Origin of the sequence: Flavobacterium sp. ACN2, assembly GCF_002303885.1 — a bacterium.
GTDB lineage: Bacteria > Bacteroidota > Bacteroidia > Flavobacteriales > Flavobacteriaceae > Flavobacterium.
The window spans coordinates 20,016-37,024 of record NZ_MRCM01000012.1 but is presented as its reverse complement, the minus strand read 5'-3'; the positions used below and the strand labels follow the sequence as shown (position 1 = coordinate 37,024).

The following is a 17,009-nucleotide window of genomic DNA, read 5'->3' as shown; positions in this document are numbered from 1 at the left end:
TTTATTTTTTTGGATTCCATCCGTTAAAAACTAAATCTATTTTGTATTTCTGCACATCCTCTTTTTTTAACTGATGCGACCAAGAAACACGTTGGGACAAATCTTTGGCACTTGAACCTTTACTTCCATATTCAGCATAATAGGCGGTTTTATCTTTGTCTGGAAAACGATTATCAATCCAAGCATTCCAACCTTCTGGTATAATGTGCGAACCTAAATCTGTATTAATGAAAACGGTTTGGGCATAAGGTCTCCAAGGTCTTCCCAGTAATACTTTATCTACCGATTTGTCTTTTGCGGTAAGCTTACAATCAACAAAAACAAAACCATAGGCTTGTCCCTGCGGAGTTGAAGCCGCTGTAATATAGGAATTGACTAAACTTTCAATCGTGCATTTATAAAAATAAGCCGTAGCAGCACCGAAGATAAAATCGGTTGTACCATTAATAAAACAGTTTTCAAAATAGGTTCGGGTATTTCCTTCCGACAAATAAAGTGTATCCTGATTTCCTAAAAGATTGCAGTTTTTCACGATAACCCTGTCGCTCTTTATATGAAGTGAAACCGCCTGTCCTACTCTTCCTGCTGTATTTTCGACAGTAAGATTTTCAAGCGTGCAATCGTTTCCTTTAATTATGAAAGAATACGAAGTTCCTGTTCCGAATTCTTTTTTACCCGACGGATCTGGTTCACGAAGCGGTTTACCTGAATAATCATCAAATGAAATAATCGCCTTATTTCTATCCGTCCCTTTTAAAGTAATGAAAGTTTTAGAAACCGGAATTTCCAATTTCTCAATATACTTCCCTGGCTTTATAGTAATTACAACACGTTTTTCTGAATTGTCTTTGACATTATTCACCGCTTCCTGAATAGTTTTAAAATCTCCAGAACCATCTTGTGCAACGGTTAACGTCAATTTATTATCGAGCGTTTGGGCTGATAGGGAAATTGTTGTTATTAAAAACAGAGTTAGAATGTATTTCATATGTTTTTCAATTTACTTATCCATTTTGTTTTGTCCTCTTGACGAAGGAAAGATCACACTAGAAACTCCGCAAACTAAATCGCCAATCTTTGTCGATTCGCGAGTGTGATTCCTCGTTCCTCGGAATGACAAACTGTTGGGTTAAAATCCGCTTTAATCCGCGTTTTGCCAAGGGCAATCCGTCTCATCCGCGTCCAAAATTAATGCGACATCCAAACCGTCATTTCACCTTTTCCTTTATTTCCCCACGCAAAATAAGGAATTAATTTTATTGGAACCGCCGTTGCATCTTTAGAAGAAAGCGGTTTGTACAACGTTTTATTCCATGAATTATTCGAATTTATAACTGCTTCTGCATCAATGCTTACTAAATTTCTATTATTCAGTATGAAATTGTTAGTTGTAAATTTAGATTTCAAATTCAAAGCCACATCATTTACACTTATTTTCGCAGGAAGCTGATCTGATTCTAAACAATACACCAGAGGTCCTCTTTTTACAGCAACCTGATTTTTAACTTCTTCAACCAACGGATTCGCTTCCATCAATTCAACCGGCATTGGAAGATTCAATTCGATCACATCACCTTTTTTCCATTTTTGGTTTAATTGTAGATAAGTTCCCGAAACGATTTTATCACTAATTTTTGAATTATTTATCAAAACTTCAGCATTCTGACTCCAACCCGGAATTCTTAAAAAGAAAGTCTGTAAATCTTTTGGAGCTTTTATAATTTTCAAAGTTATTTTTCCGTCCCAAGGATAATTCGTTTGCTGATCAATTTCGATTTCTTCTCCGCTTAAAGATTTTGTTTTCAATTGATTACTTCCGTATAAATTTACATACAAACCTTCTTTCGAGATATTGTAAGCATAATTTCCAACTTCAGCCACCGTTCTGGTTACGTTTGGCGCACAGCAATTTGATAAAGCAATATAACCTTCACGTTCATTCCCCCATCTTTGGTGAAACGGTAAATCGTTAGAAACATTCAGCGGATTGTTATACAAGAATTTTTCTCCTTCTAAATCCATTCCAGAAAGTACACTGTTATACAATGCTAATTCTACAATATCAGCATATTTGGCATCTCCCGTAATTTGAAGCATTCTCCAGTTCCATAACACATTCCCAATATTGGCGCAAGTTTCGGTATGAGCCGTCGCATTTGGCAACTGAAAAGGTCTTCCGTAAGCCTGATGAATTTTCTGCACTACAGTTGGATCATAAGAAGTCCCGTCTGGCGAAACTCCATCATATAAAGAACCACAGCCACCTGTAATGTACATTTTACGATACGTTACATCATCCCAAATCGATTCTAAATTGTCTAACAATTTCTTTTCTCCCGTTTCTGCATACAAATCGGCAACTCCGGCGTAAAGGTAATTTGCTCTTACAGCGTGACCCATTGCGGTTGTCTGCTGTCTAAACGGAATCCGATCCTGATTATCATCGGTTCCATCATTTGTAGTTCCTCGAATGTCAATTAAATTATTAGCCAATTCTAAGTATTTCGGATTTTTGGTCGTTCTGTACATTTCGACAATTCCCATATAATGAGACGGACAAATTGCATTTCGCGCCAATTCTGGTGAAGCTTTTTTGTAGAAATCATATAAGAAATCGGCAACACCTTTTGCGATATTCAGGAAGTTTGTTTTACCCGTGGCACGATAATGAATACAAGCTGCAGTCATTAAATGTCCCATATTGTATTTTTCGAAACCCAATTGTTTTTTTACTTCTTCCGGGCCTAAAGTTCCCCAACGTTCATCGATTAAAACAGGAGTATGAATATAACCGTCTTTGCGCTGTACTTTCGCGAAAAGCGCAATGGCTTTATCCATTTCTGCATCTAGTTTTTTATCTTTTGTTACGGCATACGTTGCCGCCATTCCTTCAAAAATCTTGTAGAAATCACCATCATGAAATGAAGGCCCTTTAAAAGTTCCTTTGCTTAAACCTGCTGCAATTTCGAAGTTTTTGTAAGCATGCGAAATCTCATCGTTATGATACAAATCCCACATATACGGCAGCGTGTTTTTGGTTTCTACATCAAATTGTTCTTTCCAAAAACCGTTTGTCCATTTTACATCTTGTAGGCCAACGCTTTGCAATTTCGAATACGGACTTTCTGAATTCGCAACCAAACCTTTGTTCTGCGCAAATATTACGGTTGAAAGAAATAAAGATGATATGATGATGTTCTTTTTCATTTTGACATTAATTTAATCTGCTGGATCTGCTAAATCTGCGAGAGCTTAATTTTTCAAGTAGATTTAGCAGATTGCGCTGATTTATTTTTTTCTTTAATCTATTATAATCTCCTATTCTGAGTTTTTTTTCACGCAGATCTTGCAGATTTTAGCAGATATTTATTGATTTCTATTCTTTAAAATTAAAATCTGCGCAGATCTACGTAAATCAGCCAAAATCTGCGTGAAACCTTTTTTTATTTAATAAAGAAATTAATAGTTCTGCTCATTGAATCTCCGTCTGCATCTTTTACTGTTAGAACGAAAGAAGCGAATCCTTTTTCAACGGTTGTAAACTGAATTTCTTTTCCTTTTAAAACTACTTTTCCATTTTTAAGCTCTGAGAAAGTATACACAGGTTTCTTTTCATAACCTTTGAAATAATCTACAGCACTTAAAGTCTTTTTCTCCCCAGAATTTACAAAATAATGAGGTTGAGCCAACCAATCTAAATAATTATCCAACTGCGTAAATCCATCTTTGTCAGTATCTTGATTCGCATCTGAAAAATCTCCAGCTGGCGAATTTTCGTTCAAACTAAAAGCTTTTTCCCACCAGTTTGGCAAACCGTCATGATCTGTATCCCAATCTGCTGGACGAGTTTCTGAAACAAAATTTGGCCATCCGCCTGCATCTTGTTCGTTATCAATCATACCTCCCAAACCGCTTTTACTTCCCTTATAAGTAAAAGTTCCTTTTAAAGTTTCATTAATAATTCGGTTATCATGTTTGTCAAAAAACGGCTGATTTGCTCCAACATCAGAAAGTACATCTTTATACGCCGCTTTAGCTGATTGCGTTTTTACATATGAAGGAAAAAATGGTTGATCAACAAAAGTTTCATATTCTACTTTCTCTTTATTTGTTGTAGTAAATTTTCTTCCTTTTTCCTGCGATTTTTCATCAAAATAACCCGGCATAACATTTCCGTCAAAATAATAACGCTGCATACCTTTTCCAACGCCTTCGTGCTGTGCATTCAGCGCCACAAAAATTGCTGTTGAAGCTCCTGGTTTATAATAATTATTTACAAAATTAACTTCGTTTGCACCACCGTCAGTTGCTCTTTTACCCCAATTGTACACCACATTATTTGTAATATCCAATCTTCCTGTGTAGAATCCGTCACCGCTTAAACCACCGCCAATACTCCAATTACGTCCATAATTATGAGCCAATAAGTTATGATGAAAACTTCCGATATCGCCGCCAATTGTTGCTGCATAACCGTGCATTTTTCCAGCTTCATATTTACCGTGTCCAGCAACATTTAACGCCTCAGAAATTAAAGTTCGCTGTAACGTAATGTGATGCGCTCCACGTGAACTAAACGACTCATCAATTGTCCAGCTTATCGAGCAATGATCGATAATACTATAATCTGCACCCGTTAATCCCATTCCATCGAATGTTCTCCCTCCGCCGATACGAACTTTTAGAAATCTCATAACACCATCATTTCCTGTCAAGCCTATTGGAGCTCTGCTAATCGTAATTCCTTCGCCTGGAGCAGTTTGTCCCGCAATAGTGATATACGGCTGATTTGCCACTAATCTCGATTCTAGTTTTATATTTCCAGAAACATTAAAAACAATCGTTCTCGGTCCAATTTCTTGATTGATAGCATCACGTAAACTTCCTGGTCCATCATCATTTAAATTCGTTACTTCAATTACTTTACCGCCACGTCCCCCAACTGCGTAACGTCCGTAACCTTCTGCTCCCGGAAATGCTAATTGTGCTGGTTTAAAAGACCATACATTTCCTTGAGTTACTTCACCTTTATTATCCAATTCATCCACTCTCCAATAATAAGTTGTACCGCTGTATAAATCTGAAACTGTAAAATTTTTATCAATCAGTTTTCCTTTGAACTCTTTTGAGGATTCTGTTGCCTTTTCTACAGCATATTTGTCTTCACCAAAATAAAAATTATGCGCTGCAACACTATTTGGAGCATCCCATTTTAGAATCAAATTTTTATTTACTTCAACATGTTCGTCTCTGTTTTTTGGTTCTGGAGTACGCGCCTGATTCATTAAATTTGGCGTATCAATTTCAAAACCATTAATAACGATTTGTTTTACAATATCAGGATTATTTGTTGAGTCAATTTCAAAACGAACAATTACGTCTTTTCCTTTTTCCGCAGTAAAAGTAATATACGCCATTGCTACATCTACTTTTGCATTCGCTCTCTGACTTGCATTTACCGTTTCCTGAAGTTTTCCGTTAACGAAGATTTTGATTGGAGAAAAAGTTTTTCCTGTAATGACATCAAAAGCGTTATGAAATGTCAAAAGTGTATGTTTTCCTGCTTTTAATCCGCTGATTTTCAATTCTAAATTTTCAGCCGTAACCAAACCGTCACTTCCCAATTTGTTATAATGTGGAGCACTCATCCCAACTTTGTACCATTTTGATGTAAAGTTTCCTTTTAATTTAAATGACACATTATTAAATGATTTTTCAGCTTCTTTTCCTTCGTTAATCACCCACGAATCATAACTTGGATCGTGAACTTCTTCTAGTCTTCTTTGAAAAAAATCAAAGTCAACCTTTACAATTTGTTTATCAGTATTTTGAACTGATTGTGCTTGTCCGTTTGCTGTCAAAAGCATTGCCAGCGCAAAAGAATACACTAATCTCTTTACCATTTTTGTCTTAGTTTAATTTCATTTTCTCTGCTTCAGATTTTCCTAACAGATTTATAATGTCTTTTTTTCTTTCTTCTGGAATTACTTTTAAAACCTTCAATTCTCCATTCATGAGTTCGGCTTCAATTGTTGTGTTTTGTTTGGCATGCAATTTAAAATGAACATTCCATTCTTTTGGCCAAGCTGGGAAAAGATAAATTTTCCCGTTTGCTTCTTGTAAAAGCATTTCCTGCATACCAATCATTCCCGATCCGCCCCAATTATGATCTGGAACCCAATCAAATCCTGGACCCCAAAAAGCTGGAAAACGTCGGTCTGAATTCGCCATTTTCATTGTATTATATTTCATCGCTTCTTCGGTTAAACCCAAACGAGCCGAGAAAATATTATCCTGTTTCCATCCGACATGACTTCTAAATTTTAAAGCATCAGAATCGTATTTCCATGTATTTAAAGCCGTTTCTAAATCAGGTTTTCCGATTCCGTAAATTCCCCACGGATAAACAGGATACAATTGCGGAACTTCCGAATTATTAACTCGTTCCCATGTTTTGGCAGGAAGTAAAACTTTATGATTTTCAATCTGCCCGAAATTTAAAGGTGGAATCCTTGTTTGAAATCCTTTTAAGTATTCCAATTCTTCTTTTGACAATTGTTCTGAAGAAAGGTTTAAAAGACTTCCTGTAATTACCTGCAAAGCCGAAATTGTGCTGTTGGCATTATTTGCCATTTTATAAGTTTCTGCACCAGAACCGGGAAAAAGAACCAATTTTCCGTTTCCATCTAAAGCTTTTCTTCCTCTTTGTTTGGCTAAATATTGATAATGCTCATCGAAAAAACGAATACAGCTTATAATAAATTGATTGTATTTCTGAATGTCTTCTCCTGAATATTCCTTTTGCTGCAACATCATTTGACAGAATTCCAAAACCGTATCCCATTCATATTCCAGCCACGCATTATATTCCATTCCCGGATCATAATCTGCAGGACGTTTCCATTCGTATTCAGCCAGATTTGGCAAGCCGAAGTTTTCTAATTGTTCTGTGAATGAAGCGCCGTTATGATTCCAATATATTTTCGAGCGCAATTCGGCATTTTTCTGCAAACTCAAATAATAATCCAATTGCGATTTCATCATATCAAAATCACCGCTTTTTACCATCGGAAAATAAACCAATCGCTGGTTTTGAGCCGTCATCGTTCCTCCGCCCCAATTTCTAAAATCAGGAGTAAAATTTAAATCTTTATTGGTGTAAACAGGATCAACCGTAAAAAGTCCGCCGTTGAATTTCGTTGGATATTTTCCGTACGCATTGCATCCAAGCATATATCGGAACAATTGATAATTCTGTCCGATTTGATAAACCGAATCTTTGGCAGCCGATTGATTTTTTTGAGTAAAAATAAAACTGCGGTTCCAAAAATTATTCCACCATTTTTGAGTGTTTTTTTGGGCTTGTTTTGAATTGTTTTTGTTTGCAGAAATCAAACTTTTTAGTCCATTATTCCAAGCAGAAAAATCAGATTGATTCGTATTTAAATAAATTTCTAATGAATATTTTTTGGATCGTTTTATGCTTGTTAAATTAAAACCTTTAAAATCAGCATCTTGATATTTCCCTAAATATGTTCCGTCTGGTTTTAGGTTTTCACCTTTCATAAATCCGCCGAAAGTCAGATTCGCAATCGGATTCAGCATTTGATATTTTACCGATTCCATTTTCTGCTGTTTTACCGCTACATCAAAAACTGTATTTTCTCGATTTCTGTGGTAAAATTTGATACCGTTATTTTCAAACGAAATAGAATCTTTATACGTAATAAGTTCTCCCTGAGGCGCCCATTTATAGGAATTAGCGTTGTTTTCTTTTCCTTTCGGATAACGGTTTTGATAACGCCAAATTTCATAAGAAGCCGTCATTTTCAACGCATTTTTACTTTCTAAATCGACATGAATAATCGGTTTAAAAACGTCCACCCAAAGTTTGATTTTAGTGTCATTCTGCCCAACTAAAACATAACCGTCCTTAAGTTTCAATTCTTGATGAAAACCTTCTTTTCCCTCAAAAGGATTCGGACTTAAAGTCAGTTTTACACGTCCTAATTTCAATAAAGTATTATGTTCGTCAAAAGTGCCGCTTCGTGAAAAATAGAAATACAAATCACCTTTCTCTACCCAGACATTCATGCCAATATCACCGCCTCCCAAAGGCATCGATTCTGATGAATTGTTGCTTTGTTTTGTCCAAACCTGATTGTAATTATCAAGTGTAGGGATTTGCGCTTTAATACAAAGCGTGGTGAAGAGAAGTATGTATTTAATGTATTTCAATTTTTACTCTTTTTTAAGTTTTTTTGTCATTTCGACGAAGGAGAAATCTTCGTTGCATGATCGACAAAGATTGCGGAGCTACTTGCGAAGATTTCTCCTTCGTCGAAATGACAAACTAGTCGTTAAACTCATTAATCATTTACAATTCACAATTCACAATTACCACTCGTCTGTTCTAAACGAAGAAACCGGCAATCCTCCAGCACTAAACAATTCTGCTTTTGCGAAATCTTTCCATAAATAGCGAACCGCAACTGGATTTTTTACTTTATCCGAAGTCAAAACCACTGATTTTCTTCTTACCACAGTTTTAGCTGGATAGAAAACTTTGTCTTCTCCCGCTATTTCAAAACCTAAAACTTCTTTATCATAAGACGTAATTCCGTTAGCTACATCATCAAAAGAAACCGTTACAGCACCCTCTTTAATTTCCATCGATTTGTATTTTGGACTTTCAAATTCGAAACCTTCAATTCCGTATGTTCTCGCCAAAGCCTGAAAAGCCAAACGGTTTCCTCCTTTTTCCTTGTCCATTGGATGAATATTGTTTTCTTCTCCAACATCCATTAAAATCGCCATTGCTGAGTTTGGAATTTCCTTAGAAGCCTTAAACTGCGCTTCTCTCAAATAAGCCGAATTGTATTTTTCTAAATAATCTTTTGGATGAAATGAAGCATAATTAAACGGCGCAATCTGAGCGAAATAAAAAGGAAAATCTCCCTGATTCCACAACGTTCTCCAACTGCTGACCATTTTCTTCATTAAAGCGGTATATTCATTTGCTCTTTCGTAATTCGATTCTCCCTGATACCAAATGCAGCCTTTGATTCCATAACCAATTACAGGCGAAAGCATTCCGTTAAATAAAGTCGTCGGAACACGATTTGGATCTTTTGCCAATTCTTCTTTTGTGGTCGGAATTTTAGCGCTTGCAAAATCTTTCAGCATTTCCTGATTCATCCATGCTTCCATGCTCGAACCTCCGTACGAAACATGAATCAAACCAACGGGAACATTTAAAACTTCCTGTAAAAGCGATCCAAAATACCAAGCCGTTGCACTAAAATTAGAAGTCGATTTTGGAGAAGCTTCTTCCCATTTTCCTTCGAAATCTTGCAATGGTTCTAAAACAGTCGCTCTTGGAATTGTAATCAAACGAATGTTTTTATTGGCTGATCTTACAATGATTTCGTTTCCATTTTTAACAGGTTGTCCCTGAAATCCTTTCAATGGCATTTCCATATTGGATTGTCCAGAACAAAGCCAAACTTCGCCCAACAAAACATTTTTGATGGTTACTTTTTCATTTCCTTCTAAAACTTCAATCGTGTATGGGCCACCAAAAGAAGAAGTCTGTAATTCTGATTTCCATTTTCCTGAAATGTCTGCTTTTACCTTGTAGGTTTTAGAATCCCAAGAAGTTTTGATTACCACATTGGCGTTCTTTTCTGCCCAGCCCCAAATGGGTGCGTTGGATTTTTGCTGCAACATCATGTTATCAGTAAACAAAACTGGTAATTTGATTTTTGCATTGATTTGAAAACTTGCTAAAATCGTTAATAACGCAATAATTGATTTTTTCATTTTGATTTATTTTTTATTGCCACAGATTAGAGGATTAAAAAGGATTATTAGTTTTAGTTATGTCAGGCTGAGCGAAGCCGAAGCCCGATTACAATTGAAACGCCCTTCGACTTCGCTCAGGGTGACAATCCAAATAATCATTTTAATCTGTGGCTAAATTTTTATTTATTTTTCTCTTTCAAAATCATAACCGGCCCAAATAATCCCGCTTTCAACAAAGGCTCTCCTTCCAGACGAAATGGCGCTGTTGTCCATGTCAATCGCTCTTCTTTTGACAATTTTTGATCGCCAATTAATCTATTTGCCCAAGTATTTGTGACTTTAATTTCTATTGAATTTTTTCCTTTTTGTAAAGCTTTTGAAATATCTATTTTGAAAGGTAAAGTCCAAAGCGTTCCGCAATCTTTTCCGTTGATTCTGATTTCGGCAATATTGGCCATTTCGCCTAAATCCAACCAAGTTTTATTGCTATCTTTTCCTTTCCAGATAAACTCTTTTTTGTAAATAACAGTTCCTGAATAATACTTAATCTGATCATTTTCAGAAGTGCTCCAGTCAAAAAGTTTATTGGTTTTCACGACTTCTTTCGGACCTTTAAATTCTGTATCAAATTGTAATTCCCAATTTTCATCTAAAGTCTTAACTTTTTCAAATTCAGAAGATTTTCCTTTTGCTAAAACTTCATTGGTTTCCTCTTTAAAAATCACAAAACCAGATTCGTTTGAATCTAAAGTTATAGAAGCTATAGTTCTTCCGTTTTCTATTTCCCAATTGGCTAAAGCCGAAGTTTGATCTGTCACAGGATTATACCATTGTGGCACTTTTCCTGAAATTCTGAAAGATGCATCAAATACTCTTTTTTCATTCTTTTGATTCGAAAGGAAATATAAATCTTCACTTTCTGATTTGCGATGTGCCCAAGCTAATGTTTCAGAATCAGCTCTATTTAAATTTGGAAAATAAACATCTTGAGTAATTCCGATGGAAGCAAAATCATTTCCTAAATATGGCAATTTGACAACCGTACCTTTTCCAATTTTCCATGTTGATGAATTGGCATTATTCCAGATTTCATCAATTACATTCTGCCATTTCTTTTGATCGGGTTCTGACTGAATTCCCGACAGAAGGTTCGGTTTTTCGTCCACAAAAATGGTTGCTCCATCTTTTAGCAATTGCAGGATTTTTTCGGCGGAAGCCAAAGATAAAATCTTATTTGGTGCCATTTTGTGAATTCCTGGGAAGAATAAAGCACCGTATTCAATTCCGCCATCAAACGAAATTTTTCCGTTTACCACTTTCGCTCTGTTGATTAAAACATCGGCATTGAAAGAATCGTATTGATAACCATTTAAAGGATTAATCCATTGTGATAAATCGGTGATATTTTTAGAATAGGTCACTTCTTTTGGCATTTTTGCCGTTGGCTGACCTTCATTTTCTAAACGGATTTTCTCGCTTTCGAGTCTTGCTGTGCCAAATACATTCGGAATAAACGGTACCAAACGATCCGGCACGAAAGAACGGGAAGGAAAATCTTCACCAATAAAAACGGCCAAATCAATTACTGGTTTTCCTTTTTGTAATTGAAACTGCACTCTTTGGCAATAATCAAACCACGCTTTTCCGGATTTCCACCAAGTTTGGTCTCTCTGGAAAAAAGTTCCGATGTCATCTAATGTCATTCCCGGTTTTCTGTCGGTCCACGGATTATGTACAAAAACGTGATAGAATAAACGGTTAATTCCTAAAGCGTAATTGCGGTCTGCCGTTGTTTTTAGATTTCCGGGATGCTCGTCCCAATCCATACGCAGAGCGGTAAAAGATTCTGCCTGAATAATATCTTTTCCGTAAATATGTCCGCCAGAAATGGCATCGACCATATCAAAAGGTTTGTCGTGTGTGGGGCTTTTCAGCCAAAATTCACCACCCGGATAATCGACATATTTATAATGCAGCAAAGCATCACTCATCATTGTTGGCGCGACGTTTTCTGAACTTAACTTAACGTTATGTTCTTTTGCAATTTGAGCGACAGTTCCGTAGAAATTATCAGCTACTAAATCGGCAATTGTTTTTCGAACATCGTATAAAACTTTCTCTGAAAAATTGGCATTTTCTATCGGAATTCCCGCCATAACTGGAAAATAATCTACAAGATCGTAGCTACGTCTCTTTTTAAATTCAGCCTGAAAAACCGAAGACCAGTTTTGGCTTCCGCATTCCCAGCTATCAAAATGCAGAATTTCTAAAACTTTTGAAGCCAGTTCTGGACTAGCTGAACGAACAGCTTCTCCAAACCAATGATCTAACTGAAAACGGATTAATTCCGGATTAAATTTATCTACTTCCAATCCTTTTCCTGCTCCGCCAGTTGCATTTTCATGTCCAGTCGAAGTGTGTCCCATTCGGATAATTTTCCATTTACCTTTTGGCGCTTTCCAATTCAAGTTTCCATCAGCATCAACAAAATTCGAAATATTGATAATTTCTGATTTTTTAAATGCGTCAGAACTTGGAATTTCTTTTTCAGTAGTCTGCGGAGTCAAACGCCAAATTGCTCCAGATTTTCCTTCGTAATTATTAATCAACGATTGATTCGAAAGTATAATTTTACTGACTTTCAGATTCTGTTTCCACTTCGCAAAATCCAAATCTTCTGCTCCAGGTTCTGTTCCTTTTGGATCATAAACGAATCTGAAATATTTTGCTGTAACTGGCGTAATCGTATGCGTATTTGGGAAATCCATGTCTTGCCAGCCGTGGCGTGGTGCAATCAATCTTTCATGGAATCTAAAATTGATTCCATTATCACTCACTTCCACAATCAGACGTTGTGCTTGAAAATCTCTTCCTTTGGTTTCTATTACAATAGATTTGCAGGTAAAAGGCTGTGCAAATTCGTACTGAATCCAACCTGCATCGGCAAACTTGAAGTTTTCGTCCTTTTTAGGATCAACTAAAAAAGAAGCATCGGTATTGTTTGATGTGGTCACTTTTGGCAGTTGCATCTGCGAAGTAATTTGGTATTCTTTTATCGGAATAGCAAAAGTGGCAATGTCTTTATAATAATCTTTATAGTGTTCTGGAACTGGCAATTTTAGCGCAACTTTCTTTCCACCTAAAATTTCAGTTGAAGACCAAACAACTTTCTGCATTGACATTTCTGGTGTAATCCAAGGCCCGCCAGCAACGGCAAATCCGTCTGCTCCGTGAAAAGCCAATTTCAAACCTAAACGATCTGCTTCTTTAAAAGCCCAATGAATCATATCCCAAAATTCTGGCGACAACTGTAAAACTGGCGGATCTATCAATGGCGGATTGGCTGGTCCTTTAATCGTCATTAAATAAGCGCCCGCAATTCCGGCTTGTTTCATGGCTTCTAAATCGGCTGTAATTCCAACTTTAGAATATGCTGATTTCATCCAATACCAATACACCCAAGGTCTTGAGGATTCTAATGTTGGCTGAAAAGTGGTTTCTTTTTTATAGACTTCCTGTGCAGAGACAATGCTTGCTAAAAGGAGCATAAAAAAGAGGTGTTTTTTTTGAAACATTTTTACTGTTTTATTTTCGTTTGTAAACCCGACAGGTTTTTATTCGTTTGTTTTGTCATTTCTCCTTTCGTCGAAATGACAAACTGTATCTTTAACTTCTAATTGATTTTACAAATCTGCAAAATCTACAAAATCTGCGGGAAAAATTTACTCTCGCAGATTTGGCTGATTTAGCAGATTCCTTTTTAATTCTAAATTCTCAATTACTAATATTTAAACTTCTTCAAACTATTTTCCAATTGATTTTTTGAACCGTTAAAAGGCATCAAATAAAAACTATACTCATAATTTCCAGACTTAATCTGATATTGTTCTAATGGCTGTGCAACAATCGTCCAACTATCATTTCCTCCCACTCCCATTTGGATTAAATCGATGTTTACCGTCAAAAATCCTGGATCTTTCAAATCATATGTATGTCCTGATGCACTTAGATTTTCCTGTGTGTACGGCCATGCGCTAATACTTAGAACTTTGGTATCGTTTACTACTAAAAATCCGTTGTTTTTCTGCGGAGTGCTTAGCGCCATCCATCTGACATCGCATCTGTTTCCGTTTTCCTGTGGTTTTGGATAATGTTCGATAAAATCATTTATTGGAAGTGAATATTTACCAACAAATGAACCAAAACTTCTATCGCTGTAATTTTCCAATTCTCCTTTTCCGTACCATGAAATCTGATCGAATTTTCTTTGAACTCCCATCTGCATTCCGATTTTTGGAATGTTTGGTAATTTGTTTGATGCTTTTAAACTGTAATCTACTTTTATTAATCCGTTTGGTAAAATATTATAGATCACTTTTACGCTCGCACTATCTTTTATAACTTCGTAATCGCTTGTGATTTTGATTTCAGAACCTGATTTATCAATTGAAATGTTAACCAATTTTGGTTTTGCTTTGTACCATTGTTTCAGCAATTTTTGCGATTTCCATCCACGTTTATCGTTGTCTGTAAGCGGTCTTACGAAGTTTGGTAATAGCGGCGCAAAAACTTGTTCTTCTCCGTTAAAAATATAAGAACTCAAAGCTCCGTTTGTTTTTCTAATTGTAATATCAAAAGTTTTTCCTTTGATTTTAAAATCTGAATCTGACTCAGAAACGTTTAAAATTTCTTTTTTAGATTCTGGAGAAACGGTATCTTTCTTTTTCAATATAAACTGATCTTCCGCGACAGCGTAACCTTTTGAAGCCCATAATTCATCCTTTGAAAGCTGGAATTCTATATTTAAAATATATTCCGCATCAGCTTTCATTTTTGGCAGATACGAACTGATATCTAAAGTTGTCGATTGTCCTGCTTCTACTTTAAATGGTTTTAAAATCTGAGTTTTGATTACGTTTCCGTTTTCCAACACTTTTAAAACCGGAATATAACCTTCTAACGATTTAACGGCCTGACGATTTTTAATTTCTAATTGATTTCCGTTTAAAGTTGAAATTGCTGGCTGATATACCCATTTGTTTTCAAAAATGGAACCTTTTGGTTTTCCGTTAGAATCTACAATTCCTTTTGTATTAAAGTTTCCGTCGTGGTATTTCTCGCCAAAATCTCCTCCGTGCGCAAAATAATTCTGACCAGATCTTGAATCAAATTTCACGATCCCCTGATCTTTAAATTCCCAAATACAGCCTCCAATTACTCTTGGAAGTGAACGGAATTCATCCCATAATTCTTTTAAATTTCCAACTGAATTCCCCATCGCATGAGAATATTCTACGAAAATAATCGGACGAGTATCTTTCTTTTGATCGACTAAAAATTTCGGTGTAAAAACGCCCGGATAAAAACGGCTGACCATATCAACATACGAATCATCTTGCGGATTTTCGAATCGATAAGCGTGATCAATTGTTTTTGGATATCCCGGATCAAGCGGATCAATGTAACCATCTAATTTTGCATTTCCCTGCGCTGGTTCGTAATGTACAGGACGTGTAATGTCGAAATCGTGAACCCAGCCCGACATTGCAGCATGATTTGGTCCTTTTCCGCCTTCGTTACCCAAACTCCACATGACAACCGATGGATGGTTTTTGTCTCTTTCAACCATTCGAATCATTCGTTCCATATAAGCATTTGTCCAAAGCGGATCGTTGCTTAGTTTCCCTCCGATTCCGTGTGTTTCCTGATTGGCTTCATCCATTACCATGATACCGTATTGATCGCATAATTCGTAGAAATAAGGATCATTTGGATAATGACTTGTACGTATAAAGTTGAAATTAAACTTTTTAATCGTGGTAATATCTTGTTTGATATCTTCTCTCGTAACCGCTTTTCCTCTTGTTGGATGATGATCATGACGATTTACGCCATAAACGTAAGTTTCTTTTCCGTTGATGAGCATTTTTCCGTTTTCTTTTGAGAATTCAATCGAACGGAAACCAACTTTACAGCTTTTGGCTTCTGTAACATTGCCGTTTTTATCTTTTATAGAAATGACCATCGTGTATAAATTCGGTTCCTCTGAACTCCATTTTTTTGGATTTTTGATGGTTTCTTGGAAGAATCCGAAACGAACATTATCCAAACGAGGGTAACTTTCATTAATCAAATCAATCACAGGTCTTTGAAGCGGTTCTTTAAACATTGCCGTATTATTGGCATCGTACAATTGAACATTCATTGTATAATCTTTGACTTTTTCACCTGTAAGATTTTCTACTTTTGGACGCAGTTTAAAAATCGCATCTGTGTATTGTTTGTCTAATTTGGTCTGAACAAAGAAATCCTGAATACGCAGTTTCGGCTCGGCCATAATGAAAACTTCACGCTGGATTCCGCTCATACGCCAGTGATCCTGATCTTCTAAATAAGAACCATCTGTCCAACGAATTACACGAACAGAAACTACATTTTCTCCTGCTTTTAAATAAGGCGAAATATCAAATTCTGATGGTAAAAAACTATCTTCTCCGTAGCCTAAAAACTCTCCGTTTAACCAAACTTCAAAACCTGAACTTACGGCTCCGAAATGCAAAGTCACGGTCATATCTTTCCAGTTTTCTGGAACGGTAAAACTGCGTTGGTACGAACCGACTCCGTTATAATCTTTAGGTATATAAGGCGGATTTATGGGTCTAAACGGATAAACGGCACTTTTGTAAATTGGATTATCGTATCCTTTCATTTCCCAATTTGAAGGCACCTCGATTTTATCCCAGCCTGAAACTGTATTTTTATAGAAATCTTTTGAAGCTTCTTTTAAATTTACTGCATATTTAAAATCCCAATCGCCATTCAGCATTTGGATTCGGCTTTTGGTTCTGTCGCCTTTTAAAGCATCTTCAACACTTGAGTATGAATAAGCCGTCGCTCTTGATGGTTGTCTGTTGATACTTGTTATCGTTGGATCTTCCCAAGGAGCAAATTCGTATTTTTTATGCAATTCTGGGATTCCCGCTGGTTCTCCTGTTACGGATTGGGCGTTTATTGCGTAAGGTGTGAATAGTAAAATTACAGTCAAAAAATCGAAAGCCGAAAGTCGAAAGTTGAAAAATTGCTGAATATGATTGGTTTTAAACATTATTTTATTTTTAGTTCTTTTGTCATTTCGAGGAACGAGAAATCTTCGCACGATATTCTACAAAGATTGGCAGCCATCCTGTGCGTAGCTACTTGTGGAG

Annotated in this window: 7 protein-coding genes; all 7 read right to left on the bottom strand. The window is 36.3% G+C overall.

The features are described from left to right. Position 1 precedes the first annotated feature (1 nt). The 7 genes from BSF41_RS15135 to BSF41_RS15105 all read right to left on the bottom strand — a co-directional run bounded on the left by BSF41_RS15135 (position 2) and on the right by BSF41_RS15105 (position 16,909). On the bottom strand, positions 2-988 hold the full coding sequence (locus BSF41_RS15135; RefSeq protein ID WP_095930344.1) for a pectinesterase family protein: 987 nt from the start codon (positions 986-988) through the stop codon (positions 2-4). A 200-nt stretch (positions 989-1,188) separates the two neighbouring features. Continuing rightward, a complete protein-coding gene (locus tag BSF41_RS15130; RefSeq protein ID WP_095930343.1) occupies positions 1,189-3,207 on the bottom strand; it encodes a glycoside hydrolase family 127 protein in 2,019 nt (672 codons plus the stop codon). A gap of 236 nt (positions 3,208-3,443) precedes the next feature. Then, positions 3,444-5,903 (bottom strand): polysaccharide lyase family 1 protein, encoded by a 2,460-nt coding sequence (locus BSF41_RS15125; RefSeq protein WP_095930342.1) that lies wholly within the window; start codon positions 5,901-5,903, stop codon positions 3,444-3,446. Positions 5,904-5,910: 7 nt separating this feature from the next. Then, positions 5,911-8,238, bottom strand: a complete 2,328-nt coding sequence (locus BSF41_RS15120; protein WP_095930341.1) for a DUF5703 domain-containing protein — start codon at positions 8,236-8,238, stop codon at positions 5,911-5,913. 159 nt (positions 8,239-8,397) lie between these two features. Then, the gene (locus BSF41_RS15115) at positions 8,398-9,822 is read right to left on the bottom strand and encodes a sialate O-acetylesterase (protein ID WP_095930340.1); all 1,425 of its coding nucleotides are present in this window, start codon (positions 9,820-9,822) and stop codon (positions 8,398-8,400) included. 161 nt (positions 9,823-9,983) lie between these two features. Continuing rightward, the gene (locus BSF41_RS15110; RefSeq protein ID WP_253251840.1) at positions 9,984-13,352 is read right to left on the bottom strand and encodes a glycosyl hydrolase; all 3,369 of its coding nucleotides are present in this window, start codon (positions 13,350-13,352) and stop codon (positions 9,984-9,986) included. Positions 13,353-13,585: 233 nt separating this feature from the next. After that, a complete protein-coding gene (locus BSF41_RS15105; protein WP_253251839.1) occupies positions 13,586-16,909 on the bottom strand; it encodes a glycoside hydrolase family 2 TIM barrel-domain containing protein in 3,324 nt (1,107 codons plus the stop codon). Positions 16,910-17,009 lie beyond the last annotated feature (100 nt).